General features: G+C 67.0%; 19 protein-coding genes. 10 read left to right on the top strand and 9 right to left on the bottom strand.

Features of this window, described 5'->3' with window-relative positions; genetic code table 11:
• Positions 1-32 precede the first annotated feature (32 nt).
• Entirely contained in the window at positions 33-920 is an 888-nt protein-coding gene (locus tag ACMYLB_RS14890) for a transporter (protein ID WP_415907759.1), read from the top strand.
• Positions 921-1164: 244 nt separating this feature from the next.
• Here the strand turns inward: ACMYLB_RS14890 and ACMYLB_RS14895 are convergent, their stop codons facing one another.
• Entirely contained in the window at positions 1165-2742 is a 1578-nt protein-coding gene (locus ACMYLB_RS14895; RefSeq protein ID WP_415907760.1) for a methyl-accepting chemotaxis protein, read from the bottom strand.
• An 882-nt stretch (positions 2743-3624) separates the two neighbouring features.
• Here ACMYLB_RS14895 and ACMYLB_RS14900 point away from each other — a divergent pair.
• From ACMYLB_RS14900 to ACMYLB_RS14930, 7 genes are all read left to right on the top strand, one after another.
• Positions 3625-4017, top strand: a complete 393-nt coding sequence (locus tag ACMYLB_RS14900; protein WP_415907761.1) for a hypothetical protein — start codon at positions 3625-3627, stop codon at positions 4015-4017.
• Between the two features lie 272 nt (positions 4018-4289).
• Positions 4290-5744, top strand: coding sequence for an N-6 DNA methylase (locus ACMYLB_RS14905; RefSeq protein WP_415907762.1), 1455 nt, complete (start codon positions 4290-4292; stop codon positions 5742-5744).
• Positions 5741-6868 (top strand): restriction endonuclease subunit S, encoded by a 1128-nt coding sequence (locus ACMYLB_RS14910; RefSeq protein ID WP_415907763.1) that lies wholly within the window; start codon positions 5741-5743, stop codon positions 6866-6868. Before ACMYLB_RS14905 ends, ACMYLB_RS14910 begins: the two co-directional genes overlap by 4 nt.
• A gap of 6 nt (positions 6869-6874) precedes the next feature.
• The gene (locus ACMYLB_RS14915; RefSeq protein WP_415907764.1) at positions 6875-7516 is read left to right on the top strand and encodes a DUF4433 domain-containing protein; all 642 of its coding nucleotides are present in this window, start codon (positions 6875-6877) and stop codon (positions 7514-7516) included.
• On the top strand, positions 7513-8586 hold the full coding sequence (locus ACMYLB_RS14920) for a macro domain-containing protein (protein WP_415907765.1): 1074 nt from the start codon (positions 7513-7515) through the stop codon (positions 8584-8586). Before ACMYLB_RS14915 ends, ACMYLB_RS14920 begins: the two co-directional genes overlap by 4 nt.
• Complete coding sequence (gene hsdR / locus ACMYLB_RS14925; protein ID WP_415907766.1) at positions 8583-10910, top strand: EcoAI/FtnUII family type I restriction enzme subunit R; 2328 nt, start codon at positions 8583-8585, stop codon at positions 10908-10910. Before ACMYLB_RS14920 ends, hsdR begins: the two co-directional genes overlap by 4 nt.
• Positions 10911-10933: 23 nt before the next feature.
• Entirely contained in the window at positions 10934-11416 is a 483-nt protein-coding gene (locus ACMYLB_RS14930) for a hypothetical protein (protein ID WP_415907767.1), read from the top strand.
• Between the two features lie 131 nt (positions 11417-11547).
• Here the strand turns inward: ACMYLB_RS14930 and ACMYLB_RS14935 are convergent, their stop codons facing one another.
• Positions 11548-12279: a hypothetical protein gene (locus tag ACMYLB_RS14935; RefSeq protein WP_415907768.1), complete on the bottom strand. Its 732-nt coding sequence runs from the start codon at positions 12277-12279 to the stop codon at positions 11548-11550.
• A 984-nt stretch (positions 12280-13263) separates the two neighbouring features.
• Here ACMYLB_RS14935 and ACMYLB_RS14940 point away from each other — a divergent pair.
• Entirely contained in the window at positions 13264-13860 is a 597-nt protein-coding gene (locus tag ACMYLB_RS14940) for a hypothetical protein (protein WP_415907769.1), read from the top strand.
• A gap of 1316 nt (positions 13861-15176) precedes the next feature.
• Here ACMYLB_RS14940 and rpsA read toward each other — a convergent pair.
• The 4 genes from rpsA to ACMYLB_RS14960 all read right to left on the bottom strand — a co-directional run bounded on the left by rpsA (position 15177) and on the right by ACMYLB_RS14960 (position 19588).
• Positions 15177-16838: a 30S ribosomal protein S1 gene (gene rpsA, locus ACMYLB_RS14945; RefSeq protein WP_415907770.1), complete on the bottom strand. Its 1662-nt coding sequence runs from the start codon at positions 16836-16838 to the stop codon at positions 15177-15179.
• Positions 16839-17043: 205 nt separating this feature from the next.
• Positions 17044-17514, bottom strand: a complete 471-nt coding sequence (locus tag ACMYLB_RS14950; protein WP_415907771.1) for a hypothetical protein — start codon at positions 17512-17514, stop codon at positions 17044-17046.
• 41 nt (positions 17515-17555) lie between these two features.
• On the bottom strand, positions 17556-18650 hold the full coding sequence (locus tag ACMYLB_RS14955; RefSeq protein WP_415907772.1) for an agmatine deiminase family protein: 1095 nt from the start codon (positions 18648-18650) through the stop codon (positions 17556-17558).
• A gap of 62 nt (positions 18651-18712) precedes the next feature.
• A complete protein-coding gene (locus tag ACMYLB_RS14960; RefSeq protein ID WP_415907773.1) occupies positions 18713-19588 on the bottom strand; it encodes a carbon-nitrogen hydrolase in 876 nt (291 codons plus the stop codon).
• Positions 19589-19796: 208 nt separating this feature from the next.
• Here ACMYLB_RS14960 and ACMYLB_RS14965 point away from each other — a divergent pair, with 208 nt between their 5' ends.
• The gene (locus ACMYLB_RS14965) at positions 19797-20531 is read left to right on the top strand and encodes a response regulator transcription factor (RefSeq protein WP_415907774.1); all 735 of its coding nucleotides are present in this window, start codon (positions 19797-19799) and stop codon (positions 20529-20531) included.
• Positions 20532-20781: 250 nt separating this feature from the next.
• On the opposite strand, the gene ACMYLB_RS14970 is transcribed toward ACMYLB_RS14965, so the two are convergent.
• The 3 genes from ACMYLB_RS14970 to ACMYLB_RS14980 form a co-directional block, all read right to left on the bottom strand.
• The gene (locus ACMYLB_RS14970) at positions 20782-21666 is read right to left on the bottom strand and encodes a 5'-3' exonuclease (RefSeq protein WP_415907775.1); all 885 of its coding nucleotides are present in this window, start codon (positions 21664-21666) and stop codon (positions 20782-20784) included.
• Between the two features lie 107 nt (positions 21667-21773).
• On the bottom strand, positions 21774-24431 hold the full coding sequence (locus tag ACMYLB_RS14975) for a type II secretory pathway, component PulD (protein WP_415907776.1): 2658 nt from the start codon (positions 24429-24431) through the stop codon (positions 21774-21776).
• Between the two features lie 924 nt (positions 24432-25355).
• Positions 25356-26252 carry a hypothetical protein gene (locus ACMYLB_RS14980; RefSeq protein WP_415907777.1) on the bottom strand — a complete coding sequence of 299 codons (897 nt, stop codon included), beginning with the start codon at positions 26250-26252 and terminating at the stop codon, positions 25356-25358.
• Positions 26253-26272: the final 20 nt, after the last annotated feature.

The raw sequence follows: 26272 nt of genomic DNA on the forward strand, positions 1-26272 counted from the left end.
GCGCTTGCGCTCCCAGCAGGGATGCTCGCGCGATGCTGTTTCGCGTTCTCCTCGCCGCCGGTCTTGCCAGCGCCGCCGCGGCCCAGACTCCGGCGCCGACCGAGCTCCCCGCCCTGAATGTCGTCGGCCGGCCCGTGCCCGGCGAAAACAAGATCGTCGGCAGCTACGGCCAGCCGGAATGGTCCGCTCGCCGCCCCTTCCCCGGCGTCAGCGTCTACGTCCAGCCCGAGCACCAGGCCGAACTCGAATTCGGCTACGCCGACGCCCTGTCCCCCACGGGCGCGCACCAGCGCGAGTGGACGCAGGAGATCGAACTCGGCCTCGGCCACCGCTTCCAGGCCGCGCTCGAGAACGACTACGCCGATTTCCGCGACGACTCTTCCCACCGCCACGACTGGCACGAGGTCGGCCTCCGTGCCGCGCTTCGCTACGCGCTGGCCGACTGGGGCCAGTGCCCGCTCAACCCCGCCCTCGGCCTGGGCTGGCGCGCGAACTCCGGCGCCGCCGACGCCGCGCTCTACGAGCTCGCCCTCGGCGACGAGCTCGCGCCGCGCTGGCACTGGGGCGCCAACGCCACCTACGAACGCCAGAACGGGAGTGCCCGCCACCGCGAATTCCTCGCCGCTGGCGCGCTCACCTACAGCGTCACCAACGAGACGCTCAACGTCGGCGTCCAGGCCGAGTGGAGACGCGCCTACGAGGCCGGCGACGCGCCCTCGCTCGCCCGCCGCTCCGGCCTGGGACCCTGCCTGCAATACCGTCCCTCGGACCGCCTGCACCTCGATCTCGTCGGCCTCTGGGGCACGGAGCACGGACACGCCGTGCACGGCGTGCGCCTTTCCGTCGGTTTCGAGTTTGGCGAGGGCTCCGACGACCACGACGACGACGAACGCCGCCCCGGCGGCCGCTTCGGCCGCTGACTTCGCCCAGCCCGCCGTCGGTAGGGGCGCTCTTTTTCGTGTGTTTAGTGTGTTTCGTGGGCGCCTGCCTCGTTCGAGGGCGGTTGAGGACTACCGAGCGCAGCGACATCAGACACGGCCCCTGCCCCGTCCTCCGCTCTCGGTCCTCGGCTCTCCGTCCTCCGCCGTCGGTCCCTCTCCCCAACGGAAAACGCCAGGCGGCTCGGCCGCCTGGCGTCGTTCCCTGGGTCTATGTCATGTCTCCTCAGACAAAATGCATGTCCGGCTCCGGCGTCTTGGCCGTGGCCACGGCGGGGCGCATCGGGCGACGCGACGCCGGCAAGGGCGCGGCTGCGGGCTGCGACCGACGCATCGGATGCGCGGAAGCGACCGCCGGGTCGCCGTGCGCCGCGTTGCCGACGAGCTTCTGGAGCGCGCCAACGCTGTCCTTCAGGACCGCGGCCTGAGCGTTCAATTCCTCCGCGGCCGCCGCAGTCTCCTCGGCGCCGCTGGCGTTGCCCTGCGTGACCTTGTCCATCTGCGACACCGCGGTCGTCACCTGGTTGATGCCCGAGCTCTGCTCGTTCGAGGCGGTGGCGATCTCCGCCACCAGGTCGTCGAGCCGGCGGATCTTGGTCTGGATCTCCTCGAAGCTGCGTGCGACCTCCGCGCTGATCTGCACGCCCTGCGCGCTCTTGTTCACGGAATCCTCGATCTTCGCCGCCGTCTCCTTCGCCGCCTGGGCGGAGCGCTGGGCGAGGTTGCGGACTTCCTCGGCGACGACGGCGAAGCCGGCGCCGGCCTCGCCGGCCCGCGCGGCCTCGACCGCGGCGTTGAGCGCGAGGATGTTCGTCTGGAAGGCGATCTCGTCGATCGTCTTCAGGATCTTGGTGATTTCTTCCGAGGCCTGCTTGATCGCCTGCATCGCGGTCTGCATCGCCTGCATGCGCTCGGCGCCGCGGTCGGCCGACTGGCGCGCATCGCCCGCGGTCTGCTTCGCCTCGCCCGCGCCCTCGGCGTTGCGCTTGGTCATCGACGCCATCTCCTCGAGCGAGGCGGATGTCTCCTCCAGCGAGGCGGCCTGTTCGCTCGAGCCCTCGGCCAGCGACTGGGAGCTGGCGGAAACCTGGCCGGCCGCGGACGCGACCTGCGCCGAGGCGTCGTCCAGCGTGCGGGCGAGTTCGCGCAGCGCGCGGTTGATCCCGCGGATCATGAGCCAGCCGGAGAGGCTCGCGATCACGATCGCCGCCAGCGCGATGCCGCCCGCCCAGTTCGCGGCGTGCCGCGCATCGTCGTCGATCTCCTGGCTCACCTGCACGGCGACATCCTGGTTCCACTTGAGCATCTTGGCCATTTCGTCGCGGTAAGCCATGAACTCGGGGATGAACTGGTCGTGCAGGAACGCGACGGCCTCGGCCTTCTTGTTCGCCTCGATCAGGGCGACGTAGGTCTTGCGCGCCTCGGTGTCACGGGCCCGCATCGCCATCAGGTCGGCAAAATTCTTCCGGTCCTCCGCCGTCGAAATCGCGGCCTCGTAGCCCTTCGCGGCCGCCTCGAACGCCTTCAGGTTCTCGGCGATGTGGCTGAGGTGATCCTGCCGCTCCTGCACGCTGCGCGCGTCGGCCAGCAGGAGGGTGCGGACCTGCGCGCGTTGCGACTGGGCGAACATCTCGGCGCTGTAGACGATGCCCGGCACGGAGTCGTTCACCAAGCGGTCCTCCGCGTGTTGCGCCACGGAGCGGAGCGAGAAGAAACCCACGGCTGCCACGGTGAGCAGGAGGGCGAGAATGAGACTGCCACCGACAAGGATGCGGCGGGCAATGGTCCAGGAGTTTGAGTGCATAGACGAGAAAGGAGGGAGTGTTCCCGCCGTCCTCAGTCTTGCTGTGCATTCAGCCCGGCCGAAGTGGTCGCACCGACACGGTGCACCCAGCGTTGCAGCCTTTATCGTCCGCCCCGCCCCGCACTTTAGCTTTTCTTGGCATTTTCTTCGCACCCCTTGCTCACCCGCCCGCCCCTCCGTCCTCCGCTTTCAGCCTTCCGTCCTCCGTTTTCCGTCCTCCGTCTTCCGCAATCCGTCCTCCGCCATCCGTCTTCCGCAATGAGACTTGTCGCCTCCGCGCCGCGGGCCCACCCTCCGCGCGTCACGGGCCAGACGCGCGCCGACGTTTTCGGCGGCTGATTCCCCGCGCCCCCTCCCCGCTCGCTCCGCTCCCTGCGACGCCCGCCCGCGCTGCGGCGTGCCCGCATTTTCCCGCCCCGTCCGCGGCGCCCGGCTCCCGGGCGTCCGCTTTCGTTCCCCGCTCCCCGTCCAAGTCCTCCCCGTTCCCCATGAAGACTCGCTTCCTCCTCCTCGCTCCGCTCGTGGCGCTCGGCGCCATCCTCGTCCTTGCCCAGCAACGCCCCACCACGGGCGCCAAACTCGACGTCACCGAAGCCGCCAAGGAGCTCAAGCTCCCCGCAAGGGCTGGACCGACCAGGTCCCCGCCGAGGGCGCCAACGGCGGACAAAAGGAATTCCAGCTGCCCGGCGCCGGCGGCTCCGCGGCGAAAGCCGTCGACCTCGAGCCACTCCGCGCCGCGCTCGCCATGCACGCCGAATACATGAAGGGCCTGCGCGCCCGCATCGACGCCCTCGAACAGCATGTCGCCCTCCTCCGGGAACAAGTCGCCCGCCTCGAGCAGCACCCCGCCACCGCCTCCGTCACCCCCATTCCCGCTGAGCCATGCCCACCGACGCCCAACTCGACGCCGCCACCACCTACGCCCAGGCCGCCGCCCAGGTTCCCGCCCCGACCCTCGCCAGCGCGCACGTGCAAGCCGTGTGGACGGCCGAGATGCTCCGTTTCCTCACCGCGTGGACCTTCGGCTTCATGGCCTTCGCCGTGCTCGTCTGCGCCGTGCTGCTCTGGCGCACCTCCGCCACCGGCCTGACGGTCCTCCGCGTGATCGGCATCGTGACGATCATCGGCCTCTCCGCGCTCCTGCTCTTCGTCGGCTACAGTAACGAGCAGCTCACCCCCATCGTCGGCCTCTTCGGTGCAATCGCCGGCTACCTCCTCGGCAAGGACAGCCCGCCCACCCCCGCCGCCCCGCCTCCTGCCTCGTCGGGTCAGTAGCGCGCCCTCCGCTCGCTCGCGCGCTTTCTCACCGCGCCACTTTCGCGTTGCCCGCGCCGCGCGCGCGGTCCAATCGCCGGCCCGACTCCGGGCCGTCCGGTTGCACTTTGTCTTTTGCCGTCGCCCGCCTTCCGTCGTCGGCCTTCCGCAACATTCCCCTTGCCGCTCCATGGCTCGCTCGCGACAACGTATTTCACAGCCCCGGCGATGCCACGGCAGCGGACTTCGCCTTTCAAGGCGCTCTCCGCCCGGATTCCGCTGCGTCCTATCCCATGTTCGACCAAGCCTTCGACGCCATCGACAACGTCCTCCGCCGCGAGGACGGCTGCACCACCGAACTCGATTACACCGAGCAGACGTCCTGGCTCCTCTTCCTCAAATACCTCGACGCCCTCGAACAGGATCGGGCCGACGAACACCGCCTCGACGGCAAACGCTACACCTACCTCCTCGACAAACCGTTTCGCTGGGAAAGCTGGGCCGCACCGAAAAACAAGGACGGCGCGCCCGACCACCACGCTGCGCTCGTCGGCAAGGACCTCGTCGAATTCGTCGACGGCAAGCTCTTTCCCTATCTCCAGAAGTTCAAAGCCAAGGCCTCCGGCCCCAACACGCTCGAATATAAGATCGGCGAAATCTTCGGCGAGCTGACCAACAAGATCAAAAGCGGCTACAACCTCCGCGAGATCATCGAGCACGTTGACGGCCTCCGCTTTCGCTCGCAGACCGAGAAGCACGAGCTCTCGCAGCTCTACGAGGAGAAGATCAAGCGCATGGGCAACGCCGGCCGCAACGGCGGCGAGTATTACACCCCGCGCCCGCTCATCCGCGCGATGATCAAGGTCGTCCACCCGAAGATCGGCGAAAAAATCTACGACGGCGCCTGCGGCTCCGCCGGCTTCCTCTGCGAGGCCTTCGATTATCTCCACCGCGGCGACCTCACCACGCGCGAACTCGACGCGCTCCAGACGCGCACGTTCTACGGCAAGGAAAAGAAGTCCCTCGCCTACGTGATCGCGATCATGAACCTGATCCTTCACGGCATCGAGGCGCCCAACATCGTCCACGCGAACACGCTCGCCGAGAACCTCGCCGACATCCAGGAGAAGGACCGCTTCGACGTCGTGCTCGCCAATCCGCCCTTCGGCGGCAAAGAGCGCCCCGAGGTGCAGGAAAACTTCCCCATCCGCACCAGCGAGACCGCGTCCCTCTTCCTCCAGCATTTCATCAAGATCCTCCGCGCCGGCGGCCGCGCGGGCATCGTCATCAAGAACACCTTCCTCTCCAACACGGACAACGCCACCGTCAGCCTCCGCCGCCACCTGCTCGAGACCTGCAACCTCCACACCGTGCTCGATTGCCCCGGCGGCACGTTCCAGGGCGCGGGCGTGAAGACCGTCGTGCTCTTCTTCGACAAGGGCCGCCCCACGCGTCGCGTGTGGTTCTACCAGCTCGACCCCGGCCGCAACCTCGGGAAAACCAACCCGCTCAACGACGACGACCTCGCCGAGTTCGTCACACTGCAGAAGACCTCCGCCGATTCGCCGCAGAGCTGGAGCGTGGACGTCGCCGCGCTCGACGCCGAGACGCTCGACCTCTCGCCGAAGAATCCGGCCGGCGTGGCAACCGTCGCGCGCCGCAGCCCGGCGGAGATCATGCAGGAGATCGCCACGCTCGACGCCGAGAGCGCCGCCGTGCTGAAGAAGATCGGGACGCTGCTGAAATGAAGAAGGGATGGCAGACGAAGCGACTGGAGGAGGTTTGCGAAATCGCGCGAGGTGGGTCGCCGCGCCCAATTGAAAATTACCTAACCTCCGCGCCGGACGGGATCAACTGGGTGAAAATTGGGGACGCCACTGCCAGCGAGAAATACATCTATCAAACGGCGGAAAAGATAACGCCCGACGGCGTAAAGCGCTCCCGCATGGTTTATGAAGGGGACTTTCTGCTGTCGAATTCCATGAGCTTTGGGCGCCCCTACATCATGAGAACGAGCGGGTGCATTCATGACGGCTGGCTTGTCCTTCGGCAGAAAGAGAAACAGCTCGAGCAGGACTTTCTGTATTACCTTCTGAGTTCCGATGAACTCTTCCGACAATTCGACCGCTTAGCTGCGGGCAGCACAGTCCGTAATCTCAACATCGGGTTGGTGAAGCGTGTCGAAATTTCGTTCCCGCCCTTAGAAGAGCAGCAGCGGATCGTGGCGGTGTTGGACGAGGCGTTTGCCGGGCTGGCGACGGCGCAAGCCAACGCCGAAAAGAACCTCCAAAACGCCCGCGCCCTCTTCGAAAGCCACCTCCACTCCGTCTTCACCCACCGCGGCAAAGGATGGATGGAGGAGTCCTTCGAGGACTGCATTGAAGACGTAAAACACACCACGAAGGTTCAACGGAAGGACTTCTTGGCCGAAGGCAGGTTTCCAATTGTTTCGCAGGAAGCCGAGTTCACTAACGGCTATTGGAACAACCCCGCCGATGTCTTCCGGGTGACAGCCCCGGTCGTGATTTTCGGTGACCACACTCAGGTTCTGAAATACATCGACTTCGATTTCGTCCTCGGTGCGGACGGCGTGAAAATTCTCCAACCGAAGCCGCTGCTTCTCCCAAAATTCTTTTTCTACCAACTGCGGAGCATTCCCCTGAAGTCGCTTGGCTACGCGCGGCACTACCGCCTGTTAAAAGAAGTGCGGATCACTTGTCCCCAACACGCCGAGCAGCAAGCGATCGTCGCCCATCTCGACGCCCTCTCCGCCGAAACCCAGCGCCTGACGCAACTCTACGAGCGCAAGCTCGCGGCGCTGGCGGAGCTGAAGAAATCGCTTCTGCACGCGGCCTTTTCCGGCCATCTTTAGTTCGCCGTGTCGAGCCTCGTCCCAGAAAAGGCCTTCCTCTTCCGCATCGCACATGTGGATTGCGTGCCTTGGATTCTGGAGCACGGCCTGCACTGCAAGAACTCGCCGCACCAAGACCCGCGCTACGTGCCCATTGGCAACCGGGAGCTGATCGCCAAGCGCGCGGCCAAGGCCGTGCCCATTCCGCCCGGTGGCACGCTGGCCGACTACGTGCCGTTCTACTTCACGCCGTATTCGATCATGATGTATCACATCCACACGGGTTACGGCGGCATCACCCGGCGCGACAATCAGGACATCGTGATCTTCGTTTCCTCCGCCCACCGCCTGCGAGAACTTGGAATCCCGTTCGTCTTCACCAACCAGCACGCTTACGCTGCCGCCACCCGGTTCTTCGACGATCTGACGCACCTCAACGAAATCGATTGGCCGCTCCTGCAGAGCCGCAACTTCAAGACCGACGATGCCGATCCCGGCAAGCAGCTGCGATATCAGGCCGAAGCCCTCGTGCACCAGCGCGTGCCACTGGAGGCGTTGTTCGGCATGGGTTGCCACAACGACGCTGTGCGCGCCCGACTCGAGTCGGAGGTTGCCGCGCGGGGCTTGAAACTTAACGTGAAAGCTGTTCCCGACTGGTATTTCCAATGATGCGCTTTACCCAAGGCAATCTGCTCGACGCTCCCGTGGAGGCGGTGGTCAACACCGTCAACACGGTCGGTATCATGGGCAAGGGCATCGCACTGATGTTCAAGGATCGTTTCCCGGAGAATTTCGACGCCTACGAAGCGGCGTGCCAAGCGGGCGAAGTGAAAGTCGGGCGGATGTTCGTGCAGGCCGGCGTCGAACTCGAAGGCCCCCGCTGGATTATCAACTTCCCTACGAAGCAACACTGGCGCCATCCCACGAAGATCGAATGGATCGACGCCGGCTTGGCGGATTTGAAAGCCGTCATCCAGGCGAAGGGCATCCGCTCGATCGCGTTGCCGCCGCTCGGCTGCGGCAACGGCGGTCTGGATTGGGCCGACGTGCGACCGCGCATCGAAAAGGCGTTGGGCGATCTCGCGGGCGTGGAAGTGGTCGTCTACGAGCCGACCGCAAAGTATCAGAACGTCGCCAAGAAAAACGGCGTCGAAAAGCTTACGCCGGCGCGCGCGCTGATCGCCGAACTCGTGCGTCGCTACTGGGTGCTCGGCATCGAGTGCACGCTGATCGAGACGCAGAAGCTCGCGTGGTGCCTCGAACGCTCGATCCGCCGGCTCGGCCTGCGGGATGTGCTCGATCTGCGTTTCGAAGCCAACCGCTACGGTCCCTACGCGCACCGGCTGAGCCATCTGCTCGACGGCCTCGACGGCAGCTACCTGCATTGCGACAAGCGCATCGCCGACGCCTCGCCGTTCGACACGATCTGGTTCGAGGAAACCAAGCGCGAGAAACTGGATTTTTATCTCCGGAGTGCCGAAGCGCGCGATTACCTGCCGGCACTCGAGGCCACGGATGCGTTGATCGATGGGTTTCAGTCGCCGCTCGGTATGGAAGTGCTCGCGACGGTGGATTGGCTGATTGAACACGAACGCGCGGAGCCAAGCGTCGCCGGGATTCGGCGCGCGCTGGCGAAGTGGCCTGCCGGCGAGGAAGCCGCCCGGCGCAAGCTGAAGGTCTTCGACGATCAATTGATCGCACTCGCGTTGGAGAGGGTCACCGCGGTCGCGGCGGCATGAACGAAGCCGAGACCCGCGCCGAGCACATCGATCCGGCCTTGAAGGCTGCCGGCTGGGGTGTCGTCGAAGGTTCCCGTGTGCGGCGCGAGTATCCGATCACGCTCGGCCGGCTCGAAGGTCACGGCCGGCGTGGCAAGCCGCTCACAGCCGACTACGTGCTCGAATATCGGAATACGAAGCTCGCCGTCATCGAGGCGAAAGCGTGGGGCGAGGAAGTCAGCGAGGGCGTGGCGCAGGCGAAGAACTACGCCGGCATGCTGGCGGTGCGCTTCACTTACTCGACCAACGGCCGCGGCATCTACGGCATCGACATGCGCACGGGCAAGGAGACGCCCGGCGTGCCGCGCTACCCGACGCCGGACGAGTTGTGGCAGGCGACCTTCGCGCAGCCCAACGCGTGGCGCGACCGCTTTGCCGCCGTGGCGTTCGAGGACAAGGGCGGCTCGCACCCGAGCCGCTATTATCAGGAGACCGCGGTCGAGCGCGTGCTCGAAGCCATCGCCAGCGGCAAGTCGCGCGTGCTGCTCACGCTCGCGACGGGCACGGGCAAGACCTTCATCGCGTTCCAGATCGCGTGGAAGCTCTTCCACGCCCGCTGGAATCTCTCGCGCGAACCGGGGCGACTGCCGCGCATCCTGTTCCTTGCCGATCGCAATATCCTCGCGAACCAGGCCTACAACGCCTTCTCCGCGTTCGAGGATAGCAGTCCCGGCTCCTGCGTGCGCATCCGGCCGGACGAAGTGCGCAAGACCGGCAAGCCGCCGAAGAACGGCAGCCTGTTCTTCACAATCTTCCAGACCTTTTTGTCCGGGCCGGCAAAAGAGGACGGCACGCCGTCGCCCTATTTTGGCGATTACCCTCGGGATTTCTTCGATTTCATCGTCATCGACGAATGCCACCGCGGCGGCGCGAACGACGAGAGCACGTGGCGCGACATCCTGGAGTATTTCTCGCCCGCGGTGCAGCTCGGCCTCACCGCCACGCCGAAGCGCGACCAGAACATCGACACCTACCGCTACTTCGGCGAGCCGGTCTACATCTACTCGCTCAAGCAGGGCATCAACGACGGCTTTCTCACGCCGTTCAAGGTGAAGCAATACACGACGACGCTCGACGCCTACACCTACGCGCCCGACGACACCGTGCTCGAAGGCCAGCCGGAGATGGGCAAGCGCTACGTCGAGGAGGATTTCAACCGCGTAATCGTTATCGACGAGCGCGAGCGGCATCGCGTCGAACTGTTCCTGGCGCAGGTTGCGCCGCACGAGAAGGTCCTAGTCTTCTGCGCGAACCAGGCGCACGCGCTCGCGATCCGCGACTGCATCAACCAGCTCAAGCGGAGCAGCGATCCGAACTACTGTCACCGCGTCAGCGCCGACGACGGTGAGCTCGGCGAGCAATTCCTGCGCGATTTCCAGGACAACGAGAAGACCAGCCCGCTCGTGCTCACGACTTCGCACAAGCTCTCGACCGGTGTCGACGCGCGGAACGTGCGGCACATCGTGCTGCTGCGGCCAATCCGCTCGATGATCGAGTTCAAACAGATCGTCGGTCGCGGCACGCGGCTTTTCGACGGCAAGGACACCTTCACGATTCACGACTTCGTGAAGGCGCACGAGCACTTCAACGACCCCGAGTGGGATGGCGAGCCGGTGGAGCCGGAGCCGAAAGGCGGTGGTGGCCGCGGAGGCACTGGCTCCGGACCGCAACCGCCGCCACCTCCGCCGCCACCGACGAAAATCCGCATCAAGCTCGCTCCTGGCAAGGAGCTGACGATCCAGCACATGATGCAGACGACGTTCTGGAGTCCCGACGGCAAGCCGATCTCCGCCGAGGAATTCCTCCGCCGCCTCTATGGCAGCCTGCCGGACTTTTTCCGCGACGAGGCCGAGCTGCGACGGCTGTGGGGCGATCCGACCACCCGCCAGCAGTTGCTGCACGGATTGGCGGAAAAAGGCTACGGCCGCGACACACTGGCGGAAGTGCAGCGCGCGATCGATCTCGAGCAAAGCGACCTGTTCGACGTGCTCGCTTTGCTCGCTTTCCAGCTGAAACCGGTCAGCCGTGAGCAACGCGCCGAAGGTGCGAAGGTCGAACTCAGCACGCACTTCAACAGCCGGCAGCGGATCTTTCTGGAGTTCGTGCTCCGCCAATACGTGCAGCTGGGCGTGGACGAGTTGAGTCCGGAGAAGCTGCGCCCGCTGCTGCGGTTGAAATACAAGAACTCGATCGCAGACGCCATGGCTGAACTCGGTCAACCCGAGCAGATCGGCCAGCTGTTCGCCGATTTTCAGCAATACCTCTATCGCGATGACGTCGCCTAGCTGGGTGCTTGGTTCCGCCGCCGATGAAGCCATCTGTTGAGTCCCGGTTGTCCGCCGTCGGTTGCGCCGCCCTGCTTATCGGCGGCAGCGGGTTGATGCACATGGCGCTTTCCATTCCTTGGAAATATACGGCCGGAGTCGTCACCTTAGTCGTAGTGTGGATTAGTGTGGCGAGCGTCATGGCCTCGGTCCGCAAGCGGAAGGAAGGACAGGAGCTCCACCGAATCCACGGCGCAGCCGGGCTCGAACCCCCGGAATACGAGACCGGCAGCAGCTACGGATTCCCGACCTTCAAACTCACCTATGCCAACGCTGCGGAGATGAGTCGCGCCAAAGACCGCGGGTGCACCGCTGCGTTCGCTCAATTCATCCAAGGGGCCTACGGCGATAGTGGCAGCAAAAAGAACCCGTTCGACGTCACGCTCGCGCTGACGATAACGCATAAAGAATGGCGACCTGAAATAGTCACGCCCGAGTCCAACGACCCGACGTTGACCACAGACTGAACGCCTGTTGCGGCTGTTCTCGAGTGACAGCCCAAAGCCCGCCGCGCGTTGGCGCGGCGGGCTCGGGTTCATGCCATGCACGGTCGTGACGTGTTCGACCGGAGGGGTGTGGCGGGATTGGAGCGGGGCGGTCAGGTGGCCGGCGGCGCGGGCGGGGTGGCGGCGGGCTTGGGCGCGTCGCCGTTGCCGTTGGTGCCGCCGCGGTCGATGATCATCCGCGCGCGGCGCCAGGTTTCCACGAAACGGTCGCCGGCCGGGGTGCCGCCGAACTGCAGCGCCAGGTCGTCGAGCTGGCCGATGGCGACGAGCAGCCCCGCGATGTCGGTCTCCAGCTCCTTCGCCAGCGTGCTCCGGTTGACGATCTGGCTGCGCGGCACGCTCATCACCGCGGCGAAGGCGTCGATGGCGGCCGTGAGCGCGGTGAGACGCTCGGGCGTGACGCCGCGCCCGGCGGCGCCGGGCTCGTCCTTCGCCGCCACTCCCGCGTCGCGGATCTCCGTGGCGCGGGCGAGCAACTCCTGGTTGCGCAGGCGGCCGATGTCCGTGCGGCTCAGGTCCACCTGCCGCAGCCGCTGCCACGCGCTGGTTTTCTGGAAGTGCACCGTGAGCGCGCGGGCGAGCACGTGGGCCGCCTCCTCCAGCGCGGTCTCGGCCACCGCCTTGGCGTCGGCCGAGCCGCCCTGCGCGCCGTCGAGTTGCGCGGCCTTGGCGAGCGCCGCCTGGTAGTCGGTGTCGAGCCGGGCCAGATCGAGGGCGAAGTCCGCCGGACCATGTCCGTCCCACACCGCCTTGTTTTCCGCATTCTGGGCAATGGTGAGGCAGGCCCCCACCATGTTGAGCTGATTCGACAGCTTGATGTTCATGTTTCTTTCGGGTTCGGGGTTTTCTGGGCATCGACGCGCCGGAGGCCCGCCAGCGCAGCGAAAGGATCGGACGAGGTGAGCGTGCGCCGATCCTCCCCTCGCTCCGGCGGCGCACAACCCCGGCGATTCATCCAAACGGATGGTTTTATCGGCGTGACAGCGGGCGTCCGATCCTCCTCGCGCGGCTCCGGAATCAGGCACTTGCGCAATTGCTCGACCGCACTGGGTCATTGCTTCCCGCGAGAGGGTCATTGCTTCACTCGCCGAGCTCATTGTTTTACACGCCGACGCGATTGTTTGAGGCGCCGACCTCATTGCTTGAGGCGCTGAGGCGATTGTTTGACCGCCGTGCGTCATTGTTTCCCACGCCAAGGCGATTGTTTTACACGCCGAGGCGATTGTTTACACGGACGACCCGATTGCTTGAGCCGCCGACCTCATTGTTTGAGCCGCCAACTCAATTGTTTCGCCCGCCGACTCCATTGTTTCGCCGGACGAGGCCATTGTTTTGGCAGACGAGTCTGTTGTTTGGTCGGACGACGTTGTTGTTGGAGGAGCCAATGCGGTTGCTTGGCGGGACGGGTTTGTTGATTGGAGAGCCGGGTTGGTTGCGGCGAGGAACGAGGCGGTGGCTTCGGTCGCTGGGTCGATTGTTCCGGCCGCGGAGGTTGTTGCCGCATCACCCGGCGGGGTTGCGTCGGCGCCGGCCGTCGTTGCGCGGGCGCGCGGCCTCGTTCGAGGGCCGTTGGGGACTACCGAGCGCAGCGACATCGGACACGGCCCCTACCCCATCGATGGGCGCATGCGCGGGCGTCGCCCGGGATATCGCGCCATCGCTCGCGTGATTCGCGGCGATTCGCGTTCATTCGCGGGCGGTGCGGTCTTTTGTGCGCTGGGTGGGTGCGCCATCGCCGATCGCACGCTTGCGGTCGACGGCAGAATGGCGATGCTTCCGTCGTCCGCTCGGGCCGGCGAGGCGAACCGATGAATGCTCCCGACGACTACGCGAACGAGGTCAAACGCCTGGTGGAACGGCTCGACTGGTTTCTCCTCAGTGCGCGCGACAGCCGCCCTTCCCTCGACGACTACGACGAGCTGGGCCGGCAGCTGACCGACTTCGTGGCGCGTTGGGGAGACCGCTTGCGCGATGCGGAGCAAACCCGGACGCTGCTGGCCTGCGCCGCCGGGATCCGCGTGGCTTTCCAGCAGAACGAACTCGTCTACCGGCATGACGTGCTGCTGGCCCTGGCGTGGCGACGGGATGTGCTGAACCTGGAAAACCTGTTCGCCCTCGACCGGGAGATGTTCCGCGACATCGACGCGATGGCGCCCGAGGAGCGCCAGAAGGCGGAGGCGTTGATCGGTTCGCGAGAGGAGACGCTCGGCACCGGCTATCGCGCCATCGAATCGACCGAGGCGACGCTGGAGAAGCACCTGGCGAAGATGCAACGCGACTGGGCGGAGCGCGCGAATGCGGATTTTGCGCGCCGCGTGCGCACCGCCGACAACGACACGGTCCGGAAGTGGATCGCGGAAGTCGAAGCGGAGCTCGAACGGCTGAAGGCGGCGCAATCCGGCTGACGAGGGCCGCGGCAGGCGCGAGCGCGCCAAGGCGAAACGAGCCGCGGTCCGCCGGAGTGGAGACGGACGTGGGGTGTGAGCCGCGGCGATTCGCGCGCGTTTGCAGGCGGGGCGGGCTCTCTTTTTCGGGTGTTTGGTGGGGTTCGTGGGCGCCTGTCACGTTCGAGGGCGGTTGAGGGCTACCGAGCGCAGCGACATCAGACACCGCCCCTACCTGGGACGCGTGTTTCTTCGGTAGGGGCGCTTGTCCCCAAGCGCCCTTCGCTCGCGGCGTGGTGCCTCGTTCGAGGGCGGTTGGGACAACCGCCCCTACCCGGATCAACGGGAGGGCGCCGGAGCGCCGATCGAGACATCGCCGACATGCCGCGCGTGATTCGCGGAAGTTCGCGTTCATTCGCGGGTGGGGCGGGCTCTCTTTTTTCGTGGGTTTAGTGTGTTTCGTGGGCGCCTCTCACGTTCGAGGGCGGTTGAGGGCTACCGAGCGCAGCGACATCAGACACCGCCCCTACCAAAATCCTTGTTTCTTCGGTAGGGGCGCTTGTCCCCAAGCGCCCTTCGCTCGCGGCGTGGTGCCTCGTTCGAGGGCCGTTGAGGGCTACCGAGCGCAGCGACATCGGACACGGCTCCTACCTCATTGATGGACGCATGCGCGAGCGTCGTCCGGGATATCGCGCCATCGCTCGCGTGTTTCGCGGCGATTCGGGTTCATTCGCGGGCGGGGCGGGCTCTCTTTTTTCGTGTGTTTAGTGTGTTTCGTGGGCGCCTGCCCGTTCGAGGGCCGTTGGGGACAACGGCCCCTACCTGGGACGCGTGTTTCTTCGGTAGGGGCGCTTGTCCCCAAGCGCCCTTCGCTCGCGGCGTGGTGCCTCGTTCGAGGGCGGTTGGGACAACCGCCCCTACCCGGATCAACGGGAGGGCGCCGGAGCGCCGATCGAGACATCGCCGACATGCCGCGCGTGATTCGCGGAAGTTCGCGTTCATTCGCGGGCGGTGCAGGCTTTCTTTTTCGTGGGTTTAGTGTGTTTCGTGGGCGCCTGCCCGTTCGAGGGCCGTTGGGGACTACCGAGCGCAGCGACATCGGACACGGCCCCTACCAAAATCCGTGTTTCTTCGGTAGGGGCGCTTGTCCCCAAGCGCCCTTCGCTCGCGGCGTGATGTCACGTTCGAGGGCCGGTGGGGACTACCGAGCGCAGCGACATCGGACACGGCCCCTGCCGGGATGCGTGTTTCGTCGGGCGGGGCGCGGGGGCGGGGCGCAAAAAAAGGCGCCCGCTGGTGGCGGGCGCCTTGAGAGAGTTTCGCGGGAAGCGAGGAGCTTATTCCTTCTTCGCGGCCTCGTCGAAGATATCGCCGAGGTTCGTGAGGTCGGTGCCGCTGCTCTGCTTGGTGAACTGCTCGTAGGAGGCGGTCTCCTGGGCGAGCTGCTCGGCCGAGTAGTTGGCCGCCTTGATCGAGAGGCCGATGCGGCGGCCTTCGCGGTCGATCTTGACGACGCGCGCGGTGACCTGCTGGCCGGGCTTGAGCTCGTCCTTCACCTTCTCGACGCGCTCTTCCTTGATCTGCGAGATGTGCACCATGCCGTCGATGCCGTCCTTCAGCTCCACGAAGGCGCCGAAGTTGGCGATCTTCGAGACGGTGCCGGTGACGACGTCGCCGATGCGGAAGTGGGCGTCGATGTCCGTCCACGGATCCGTCATGAGCTGCTTCATGCCGAGGCTGATGCGCTGCTGGTTCGGATCGACGTCGAGCACGATGGCATCGACTTCGTCGCCCTTCTTGAGGACTTCGGACGGGTGGTTGACCTTGCGGGTCCAGCTCATGTCGGAGACGTGGACCATGCCGTCGATGCCTTCCTCGAGTTCGATGAAGGCGCCGTAGGTGGTCATGTTGCGCACCTTGCCGCGGACGCGGGCGCCCACCGGGTAGTTGTGGCGGACCATGTCCCACGGGTTGGGCTCGAGCTGGCGGAGGCCGAGCGAGATCTTCTGCTCTTCCTTCTGGATGCCGAGGACGACCGCATCGAGCTCCTGGCCGACCTTGAGCAGCTCGGAGGGCTTGGTGATGCGCTTGGTCCAGGACATCTCGGTGATGTGGACGAGGCCCTCGACGCCCGGCTCGAGTTCGATGAACGCGCCGTAGGGGACGAGGTTGACGACCTTGCCGCGGACCTTGGCGCCGACCGGGAACTTGTGGTCGATGTTGTCCCACGGGTTGTTCTTGGTCTGCTTGAGGCCGAGGGAGACGCGCTCCTTCTCGCGGTTGATGTCGATGACCATGACCTCGATCTCCTCGCCCTGCTTGAGCATTTCGGACGGGTGACCGATGCGGCCCCACGACATGTCGGTGATGTGGAGCAGGCCGTCCATGCCGTCGAGGTCGATGAACGCGCCGAAGTCGGTGATGTTCTTGACGACGCCCTTGCGGACCTGGCCGGGCTGGAGTTTCTCGAGGAGATCGCGGCGCTTCTGCTGGCGCTGCTCCTCGATGAGCTCGCGGCGGGAGAGAACGATGTTCTTCCGCTCGTGATTGATCTTGAGGACCTTGAAATCGTAGGTCTGGCCGAGATACTGATCGAGGTTCTTCGGCGGCTGGATGTCGATGTGCGAGGCCGGGAGGAAGGAGTCCACGCCGATGGAGACGAGGAGGCCGCCCTTGACCTTGCCCTTCACGCGGCCCGAGACGATGGAGCCTTCGTTGCAGCGCGTGAGGATGTTTTCCCAGTTCTTCTTCTGCTGGGCCTTTTCGTAGGAGAGGACGGGATTGCCCTCCTTGTCCTCGAGCTTCTCGAGGAGGACTTCGATCGCGGAGCCGACTTGCAGCTCGCCGAGGTCGAAGAATTCATTGGCGGGAATCGAGCCTTCGGCTTTGCCGCCGATATCGACGATAACTTCGTTGGCGCGGATTTCCGTGATCGTGCCCGGGACCATGGTGCCTTCCTTCAACTTGTCGAAGGAGGATTGCTCGAGCAGCTGTTCCATTAACGAACTCATTTGACTGTAAGCCGAAGACGAACGTCGCACTCCGACGCCGCGCGCCTTCCAGCGGTGGACCCTTGCGGATCCGTGGGTTGATTGTTTCTAGCAAACGCCGGTGGGAGTGCCGCGGCAGCACCGGCGGTGACGAAGAACGCCGCGAAAGGGGACGAAAGTCCCGGAAGCCCCCCTGCCCCGCAAGCGGAAAAATCTAGTTTTTCGCGCCCGCCGGGGCGGCCTTTTGCTCAGCCAAAACCTGCTGCAAGACAGTGAAATACGTTTCGTAGAAACCGTGCTCGCGCAGCGGCCGCTCGCTCGGCCCGCCCAGGCCCTTGGCCTCGACCTGCTCGCTGAGGCGCATGCTGACCTCGGACTGGGCCGGTCCGACGGAGGCGATCGTGACCTGCGCGATCAACTGGCGCGAGTCGGCGAAGGCCACGCTGGTGTTGATGCGGCTGGCCGCCTCGACCCGCAGCTCGGTGACGGACGAGCGCGTGAGGTTGAAGTCGAGGCGCTTGAACGCCGCCTGCACGGCGTAGTAAACCGCGCGCGGCTCGCCGTCGACGGTCTGCGTCTTCGGCGGGACGTCGGCGAAGCGGTCGCGGACGCGCGACTCGAGGGATTCGCAACCGGCGAGGAGACCGACCGCCGCGAGGAGGACGAGGGCGAGCGAGGTTTTCATGGAGGCGATGGGACAGGCGCGAGGCGCCCCGGTGCCGCGGCTCAGGCCGCGGGCGAGCCGGCGGCGGGCTGTTGCTGGGAGAGGCAGTGCAGCGTGCCGAGGCCCCAGATCAGGTGGTAGCAATCGATGCCGATCGCCTCGCGGCCGGGGAAGCAGCTGCCGACGATCTCGAGCGCCTGTGCGTCGCGCACCTTCTGGCGGAAGGTGGGCATGAGCACGGCGCCGTTGATGAGGAGGAAATTCGCGTAGCTCGCCGGCACCCGCTGGCGCTGGAAGGCAAACGGCTTCGGCATCGGCAGCTCGACAATGGAGAACTTCTTCCCTTCCGGCGTGCGGAAGGATTTCAGGCGCTCGAGGTTCTCCGCGAGAATCTTGTGGTTCTTGTCGCGCTCGTTCGGCTCGACGCAGGTGATGAAGCCGTCGGGCTTGTAGAAGCGCGTGATGTCGTCGATGTGGCCGTCGGTGTCGTCGCCGATGATGCCGTCGCCGACCCAGAGGATCTGCTGCACGCCGAGGTAGTCCTTGAGGTTCTTCTCGATCTGGGCGCGCGAGAGGTGCGGGTTGCGGTTCTTGTTCAGCAGGCACTGCTCGCTGGTGAGGAGCAGGCCCTGGCCGTTGACGTCGATCGAGCCGCCCTCGAGGACCATGTCGTGCTCGAAGCGGCGCAGGCCGAGCTTGGCGGCGATGCTCGGCGGGATCTGGTTGTCGAGGTCGTAGGGCGGATACTTGTCGCCCCAGGCGTTGTAGGCCCAGTCGGTGAGCGCGACCTCGCCGGTCGCGTCGTTCTTCACGAAGATCGGGCCGTGGTCGCGGCACCAGGCGTCGTTGGTCGGGTGATCGTAGAACGTGACGCGCGCCATGTCGGCGCCGGCCTTGGCGCAGAAGCGCTGCGCGCGGGCGTGGAGGCGGGCCGCGGCGTTGATGCGGACGTGCTGGAAGCGGCTGATCTGCGTGACGAAGCGCGCGAAGGCATACGGCACGGGGCGGAACTGGCCCGGCCACGAGTCGTAGTTGTGCGGCCAGGAGAGCCAGACGGCTTCCTGCGGCTCCCACTCGGCGGGCATACGGAAGCCGAGCGCGGCGGGCGTCTCGGGCTTGGACTTCGGGGACGGGACTTTGGATTTCTTGGCGGACATCGGAGCGTGGCGCGGCGGTCAGGCGCGCCGTCGGACAGCAATTCGTAAGGCAGACGCGTTCCTCAGTCGCGGAAGCGCTTGGTCAGGTCGCCGTAGGCGTCGATGCGGCGGTCGCGCAGGAACGGCCAGTGCGTGCGCGTGACGTCGACCTTGTCGAGGTCGATCTCCTGGAGGAGGATTTCCTCCCGGTCGACGCTGGCCTTCTTGAGGATCTGGCCGCTGGTGCCGGCGACGAAGCTCTGGCCCCAGAACTCGATGCCGTCGCCGCCCTCGGGCGTTTCGACGCCGATGCGGTTGACCGCCGCGACGTAGCAGCCGTTGGCGACGGCGTGCGCGCGCTGGATGGTTTCCCACGCGCCGTGCTGGTTGACGCCGTATTCGGCCTTCTCGCCCGGATGCCAGCCGATCGCCGTCGGGTAGAAGAGGATCTCGGCGCCGGCCATGGCGGTGAGGCGCGCACCCTCGGGATACCACTGGTCCCAGCAGACGAGGACGCCGATCTTGCCGTAGCGCGTCTGCCAGGCCTTGAAGCCCGTGTCGCCCGGGGTGAAGTAGAACTTCTCGTAGTAGAGAGGATCGTCCGGGATGTGCATCTTGCGGTAGATGCCGAGGAGCGAGCCGTCCGCGTCGATGATGACGGCGGTGTTGTGGTAGAGGCCGCTGGCGCGCTTCTCGAAGAGCGAGCCGATGATGACGACGCCGTATTTCTTCGCGATCTTCTGGAGGGCGACGGTGCTCGGGCCGGGGATCGGCTCGGCGAGCTTGAAGTAGTCGTGGTTCTCCGCCTGGCAGAAATACTGCGAGCGGAACAGCTCCTGCGTGCAGATGATCTTGGCGCCCTTCTTCGCCGCCTGTTCGGCGAGCGCGAGCGTCTTCTTGAGGTTCTCCGCCGGGTTGGCGGAGCAGGCGTGTTGGAGCAGACCCAGCGTGACTTTCATGACGTAAAGCGATTGGCCCTGGGGGGCGATAGAGGCGCGAGCGAACGGAGCGGCGCGGCGAAACACAAGTAAACTCTGCGCGAGAAAGCGCAACTTCCCCGTGACGAACAAGGCTTTGACAAGTCACGGCACAATTGTAAAAAGCCTCTGCAACCCGGCGCTGCCGCGCCGGTGCCGCTCCGCCTCCGCCCAACCTGTCTCTCCTCCCATGTGCGCTGCACCCCGCCCTCTGATCGTCGTCGTCGAAGACGAAAAGGACCTCTGCTCGCTCATCTGCCAGCACCTCGAGAACGCCGGGATGCAGACGCAGGCCTATGATCGCTGCGCGCCGGCGCTGCGCTTCCTCGAGCGCAACTTCGCCAACCTCCTGCTGCTCGACCTCAATCTCCCGGACTCCACCGGCTTCCAGCTCCTCTCCGACCTCAAGCAGCGCGACGTCCACGTCCCCACGATTTTCCTCACCGGCAGCGCCGCCGAGGCCGACAAGGTCAAGGGCCTCAACATGGGCGGCGACGACTACATGACGAAGCCCTTCGGCTACGCGGAGCTGGTCGCGCGCATCAACGCCGTGCTGCGCCGCGCGGAGTCGAACCAGGATTTCAACCTGACCAAGAACGTCCGCACCGTCGACCAGCCCTTCGAGTTCCTCGGCGCGCGCGTGCACCCGGATCGCCTCGAGATCGAGTTCCCCAACGGCGTCGCGCACAAGATCGGCCGCAAGGAGCTCGGCATCCTCGCCTACCTGAACACGCACCGCCACGTCGTCATCACGCGCAAGGAGCTCATCCACTCGGTGTGGGGCATCCACGCCGACGTGCGCAGCCGCTCGCTCGACCAATACATCGTGAAAGTCCGCGCCGCCTTCGCGGACAACGGCCTCACGCTCGACAGCTTCAAGACCGTCCACGGCATCGGCTACATCTTCGAGCCGCCGGCGAGCTGACGGAGGACTTCCTGCCTTTCAAAGCCAGGCCGGCGTCCAACCGGCCTCTTTCATGTGCCCTCGCGGCGGGCGAGTCAGCTCATGCCACGCTCACCGCGTTTTTTAACCACGGATATCACGGATAAACATGGAGGGAGACCCACGGTTCGAAGCGTGATCCGTATTCATCCGTGCAATCCGCGGTAAAACTCAACCTGTCTGACGGCACGCGTCACACCCGCGCGCTTGTCACCACCTGGGGCATCGCATCTCAGAACAGCTCCTGCTGCCCCGTGTAGCGGCGCTGGGCCTCCGCCAGCGTCGACTTCATCTCCATCGCCTCGAGCAGCGGGAACAGCTTCGCGGTGTCCGGCTGGCCCGGCGCCACCCAGGGCATGGGCGAATTCGTGCGCAGGGTCGTCAGCTTCAGGTTGCGGCGCAGGTCCTCCGCGCGCGCGGCCACCTGCTCGCGGAAGCGCTCCGGTTTCAGCGTCGCGGCGGCGGCGATCAAGCCCTCGAGCGAACCATGCTCCTGCAGCCAGCGCGTCGCCGTCTTCGGCCCGCAGCCGTCGATGCCGGGAATGTTGTCCGACACATCGCCGACAATCGCGAGATACTCCGCGATCTTCTCCGGCGGCACGCCGAACTTCTCCACCACGCCGGCCGCGTCCATCGTGCGCCAGCCGAGCTTCGGGTTCGCCGTCGGCGGCGGGAGGATGATCTTGATGCGGTCGTTGACGCACTGCGCGAAATCCTTGTCGGCGCTCACGATCCAGACCTCGTTCCCCGCGTTGGCCAGCGCGCGCGCCTGCGAGGCCAGGAGGTCGTCCGACTCCACGCCCTCGAGCTCGATGCCCACGAGGCCCATCGCGCGCGTGATCTCCTTGATCACCGGCACCTGCTGCTCGAGCGCGGCCGGCGTCTCCTTGCGGTTGGCCTTGTATTCCGGGTGCAGCGCCAGCCGGTCCTGCGCGCCGCCGAGGTCGAAGAAGCACAGCGTGAAGTCCGGCTTCTCCTGGTCCTGCAGCCGCCAGATGCTCTTCACCCACCCGTGCAGGGCGCCGGTGGGGAACCCGTCCGCCCGTGTCAGCTCCGGCATCCCGTAGAATGCACGGAACGCGAGATTGTAGCCATCCAGCAGCAGCCATTTCGCCATGCGTCCGACGCAATCGCATGCGCGCCCGCGGGCAAACCGAATCTCCAGGCCGGGCCGCCCGCGTCTCCCCGCCGGTTGCCCGAGGCGGGACCGGCCCCCGGCCGACGCTACCGCCGCTCCTCGCGGCCGGTCGCGCCGGCGGGCGTCACGATCGTGGGGTTGCGGAAGATCGACCCGGCGGGCGCGCCGCGCACGCCCTGCTTCTTCAACGCGCCGCCGGGGCTGACGAGGTTCGCCGTCACGAAGATGAGCAGGTTGCGCTTCTGCGCGCTCTCGCCGCGGCTGCGGAACAGCCGGCCGAGCACCGGCAGGTTGCCGATCAGCGGCACCTTGTCGTTCGTCTTGCGCGTGTCCTCGCGCGTGAGCCCGCCCATGACGAGGGTGGCGCCGTCCCAGATCGTGACCTTCGTGCTCAGCTCGCGCACGGCGAAGATCGGCTGGTAGAAACCCGAGGGCACCGTGACCGTCGTGCTGCCCGACACCGCCACGCTCTGGCCGCCGTATTCGACGAAGCCCTCGAACTCCGTCACCTTCGGGTTCAGGTCGAGGCTGATGCTGGTGTCGTCTTCCTCGACCGTGGGCGTCACGCGCAGCTCGACGCCGATGTTGCGCGTGGTAAATTCCTGCGGCGTGCCCGCGGTGATCGTCACGCCCGCCGAGCCGCCGCCGCTCGCGCTGCCGGTGCCGACCTGGCTCTGCACCTGGCCGTAGGACTGCGGGTAGCGCAGCTCCTGCGCGACCGTGATCGTCGCGGGGTTACCGGACAGGACCGTGAGCTTGGGCGCGCTGAGCAGCTCGGTGCCGCTGCGCTGCGAGAGCGCGCGGAGGACGGCGCTGACGTTGAACTCGCCGAGGATGCCGGTGACGGCGGCGAGCGGGCTCGCGCCGAGCCCGAGGTTGTTCGTGCCGGGGATCGGCGGCGGGTTGTTGACGATGGGAAGGTTGAGCGCGTCGGAGCCGGGCGTGGTGACCGCGGCGGTCGTGTTGCCGTCGGCGTCCGTCGTGGTCGTCTGGATCGGGTCGACCGCCGGGCGCACGATCGCGCCGCGCGTGCCGGCGCTGCTGGTGCTGAAGGCGTCGGACAAGGCGCGGTTCGACGTCGCGTAGTTCGTCACGCTCGCGCCGGAGTGCTGCGTCGCCTTTTTGCCGAGACTCCAATTCACGCCGAGCTCCTCGAGCGCGCCGTCCTGCACCTCCATGAACTTCGCCTCGATCTCCACCTGCCGCACGCTGCGGTAGCGGGCGAGGATGTTGCGGATGCGCTCGAGGTTGCGGGCGGTCTGCGTGACGATCAGCTGCGAACCGTCGAACGCCAGCGTGCTGCCCGGCGTGCCCTCGAAGCTCACCCCGGCCAGCTGGAGGAAACTGCGGATCGCCTGCCCTTCCCCGGCGAAGCCCGGGGCCGGCGCCGCGCTCCGGGCGCCGCCGGCGAGCGGGTCGGCCGTTGTGCCCGCAGCCGCCTCGGCGCCGCGGCCGGTCAGGCGCAGCACGGTCGAGCGCGACACGGGGAAGAACTGCGTGTCGAGCGTCGTCTGCTCGCCGCCGGGACGCACGACCACGGCGTCGGCCTGCACCTCGTATTGGTAGCCGACCGACTGCGTGACGAGATCGAGCACGCGCCGCAGCGACAGGCCGCGCAGCGTGACGTGGTTCACCGGCGGGTTCGCGCCCGCCGGGTCGAGCAGCACGATGTTCACGCCCCGGGGCGACGCGCCGGGCTCGTCGTATTCCGCCGCGGCCGCGCCGAGGAACGTCATCACGCGTCCGAGCTCCATGCCGCTGAAGCTGACCTCGGGCAGCACGATCCGGTTCAGCTTCGCCAGCAGCGGCGACGGGCCCTCGCCGGCCGCGGCGCCGAGCGGGGCGTCCGGTTGGACGCCGGGGCGCTGCCACGCGCGCGCGACCTCGTTGAGCAACTGCGCGCTCGTCTGGGCGCGGTCGACGTTGCGGTCGACGGTGTCGTTCGCGATGCGCGCCAGGAAGCGCCCGGCGTCCGCGTTGCCCGGCTCGAGCTCGAGGACGCGCGCAAAGGTCTGCGCCGCGGCGGACGGATCGCCTGCAAGATACTGGCTGCGTCCGCGCGCGATCAGGGCGCGTAGCTCGGCAGGTGCGGACGGGACCGTCGCGGCCGCAGCCGGGCGTTCCTCCGGCGCGGAGATCGCGGTCACGGCGGTGACCGCGGGCGCGGACGTCTTTTCGTTCGCCTCCTTCCGTCCGGCGCCTGCGACGATGCCGGTCTCGGGCGCATCGCGCGCGCGGACGATCTCGGCGGCCGCGGCCTCCAGTTCCGCCAACACCGGCTGCGTCGTCGGATTCGCCGGCAAAGCCCGGCGCGCCTGCGCGAGGCGCTCGAGCGCCGCGTCGAACTGCCGCTCCGCCGCGAGGCCGCGCGCCACGCCGAGGCCTTCCCGCGCGTCGGCCAGGGCCCGGGCGATGCGCGCCGCCTCCGCCTGCGCGAGTTGCTCCGCCTCGTCCGCGAGCGGGGCGGCGAGGCCGCCGCTGACCGTCACCTTGGTTTCCGCCGGCTGACCGAGCGTCGCCAGCAACCGCCGGACCGTGGCGTCGCCGGGCGCCAGCTGCCGCAACGCCTCCAGCTTCGCGCGCGCCAGGGCGAGGTCGCCGCCGTCGCGTGCGCGCAAGGCGTCCGAGAGCAGACGGATCTTGGCCTCTGTCGGATCGGGAGGCGGCGCGGCTTCGCGCGCGCCGGCAAACCCGGTCGCGGCCAACACCAGAACGAGGCGGAGGGTGAAACGGTGGGGCGACATGCAATTCAGGGCTGACGCTCGCTGCGGGCGAGGCCGGATTCCGCGGCCAGCGGGTTGAAACGCCGGGCGGCCGCCGCGGCGGAGGCGGCGGACTTGCCCGCAGCTTCCAGCCGGAGCACGCGTGTCTCGGGATGCGCCTGGCCCCTCGCCTGCCGGGCAACGACGACCTCGGGGGATCGAGCTGGATGCGCTCGACGCGGAAAATCGCATCGTCGTGGCGGAGCACGTCCCCCTGCCGCACGACGCGCGGCTTCGCCGTCGTGCCGGCACCGACGCGGAGCACGGCCAGCGGCGTGTCGGTCAGAGCGGGTCCGCGCGCGTCGAGCGTCACCTCGCCACCGCTCCGCTCGTCGTGCACGGTGGCCACGGGCCCGGCATCGCTTGCCGACGCGCCGATACTGACGCGCCGAAGTTCAAACGCCTTCAGCACCAGACCGAGCTGGTCGAAGCGATGCCCCGGGCGCGCGAGCAACGTCTGCGGTGTCTCCGCACTGACGAACGCCGCCGTGTAGCCGCCCGGGGCGCCGACGTAGCCGACGAGTTGCAGCCGGAACGGCTCGCGCCGCACCGCCAGCAATTCGAGACCGAACGGCGACCGGGGCTTCTCCGCGGGATCGACCGGCGGCGTGACGGTGAACGCGTGCGCCGTCGCCTGGTAGTAGATCACCGGCGGGGTGAAGAGTTCATAAACCCACTCGCCTCCGGCAGACTGCGCGGCGGGCCGCGTCCATTCCCGGTCGTCGGCCGGCAGCTCCGGCAGCGCCGCCGGCACGTAGGCTGCGCCCGCCCAATCGGCCGCAGCGGGCCCGGCTTGGAGGCGCCGCAACGACCCCTGCTCCCGCCACGTCCAGCCAGCCGCGCCGGCAAGCGCCGCCAACGCGGCGCAGGCGGCGGCTTTCTCGGGCGAGAGGAGGTGGAAGGAAGTCATGACGCCGGGGCGGACGGAGACGACGCGATTTCCACGCACTCCAGGACGACGGAAAACTTCGAGAGGTTCTGCGCCACCAGCGGGACCGCCGCGCCCCCGGCAGAAACTCCCGCGGCCACCGGGCCATCGGCGATGGGCTCGACCTCCACCGCGCGCACGAACAGCGGAAGCGGCGACGCCGCGAGCGCGTTGAGGAAGGCGCGCAACGCCGGCGTCTGGCCCGCAAACTCGACGCGATACAGCTCGCCGTCGGCCAATCCGGGCGCCCCCAGGCGCAGCCGTGCGTCCGGCTCGAAATAATCCGCTACCGCCGAGGCATCGGCCGGGACGGCGGACCGCGCAGCGGAGTCCGTCGCGGCGGCAAAGCGGGCGGCGCGAGGCGCGGCGTCCTGGGGCCTTTCCCGCCGCACCGCGAGGAGCGCCCGGGGATGCGCCGCGAACAGCGTCTCGAGGACGTGCTGCACGACGATGCGCTGGCGATGCACGGTATCGAGCCGATCCGCCTCCGGCCCCTCGTTTGTGTAGGCCGAGAAACCGAAGCGTTCCTCCGCGCGCAGTTCCACCTGTTCCCGCGCCGCGAGCGTGCGCATCTCATCCGTGAACGCCATGAACGCAAAGTAGCCGTCGATCGACCGCGCCGGCGCCGGCGGCAGCCAGGCCCCGCCCGCCAGCGAGGCGCGCAGTCCGGCAAGGCGATTCTCCGCCGCGGCCACGTCGGCGGCGATCGCGCGCGCATTGACCTCGCTGGGCGCCGGCGCCCGGTGCGCCAGCCCGTTGCGCTCGTCGCGCTTCGTCGCGAGCGCAACCGTGGCGAGGCGAACGCGCGCCCGCGTCGTGCCGATGATCCAGCCCTGGGCGATGCACGCGGCGACGCTGGCGAGCAGGATCGCCACGAAGACCGGGTTCTTTTTCC

This window comes from Oleiharenicola sp. Vm1 (genome assembly GCF_047777955.1).
Taxonomy (GTDB): Bacteria; Verrucomicrobiota; Verrucomicrobiia; order Opitutales; family Opitutaceae; genus Didemnitutus.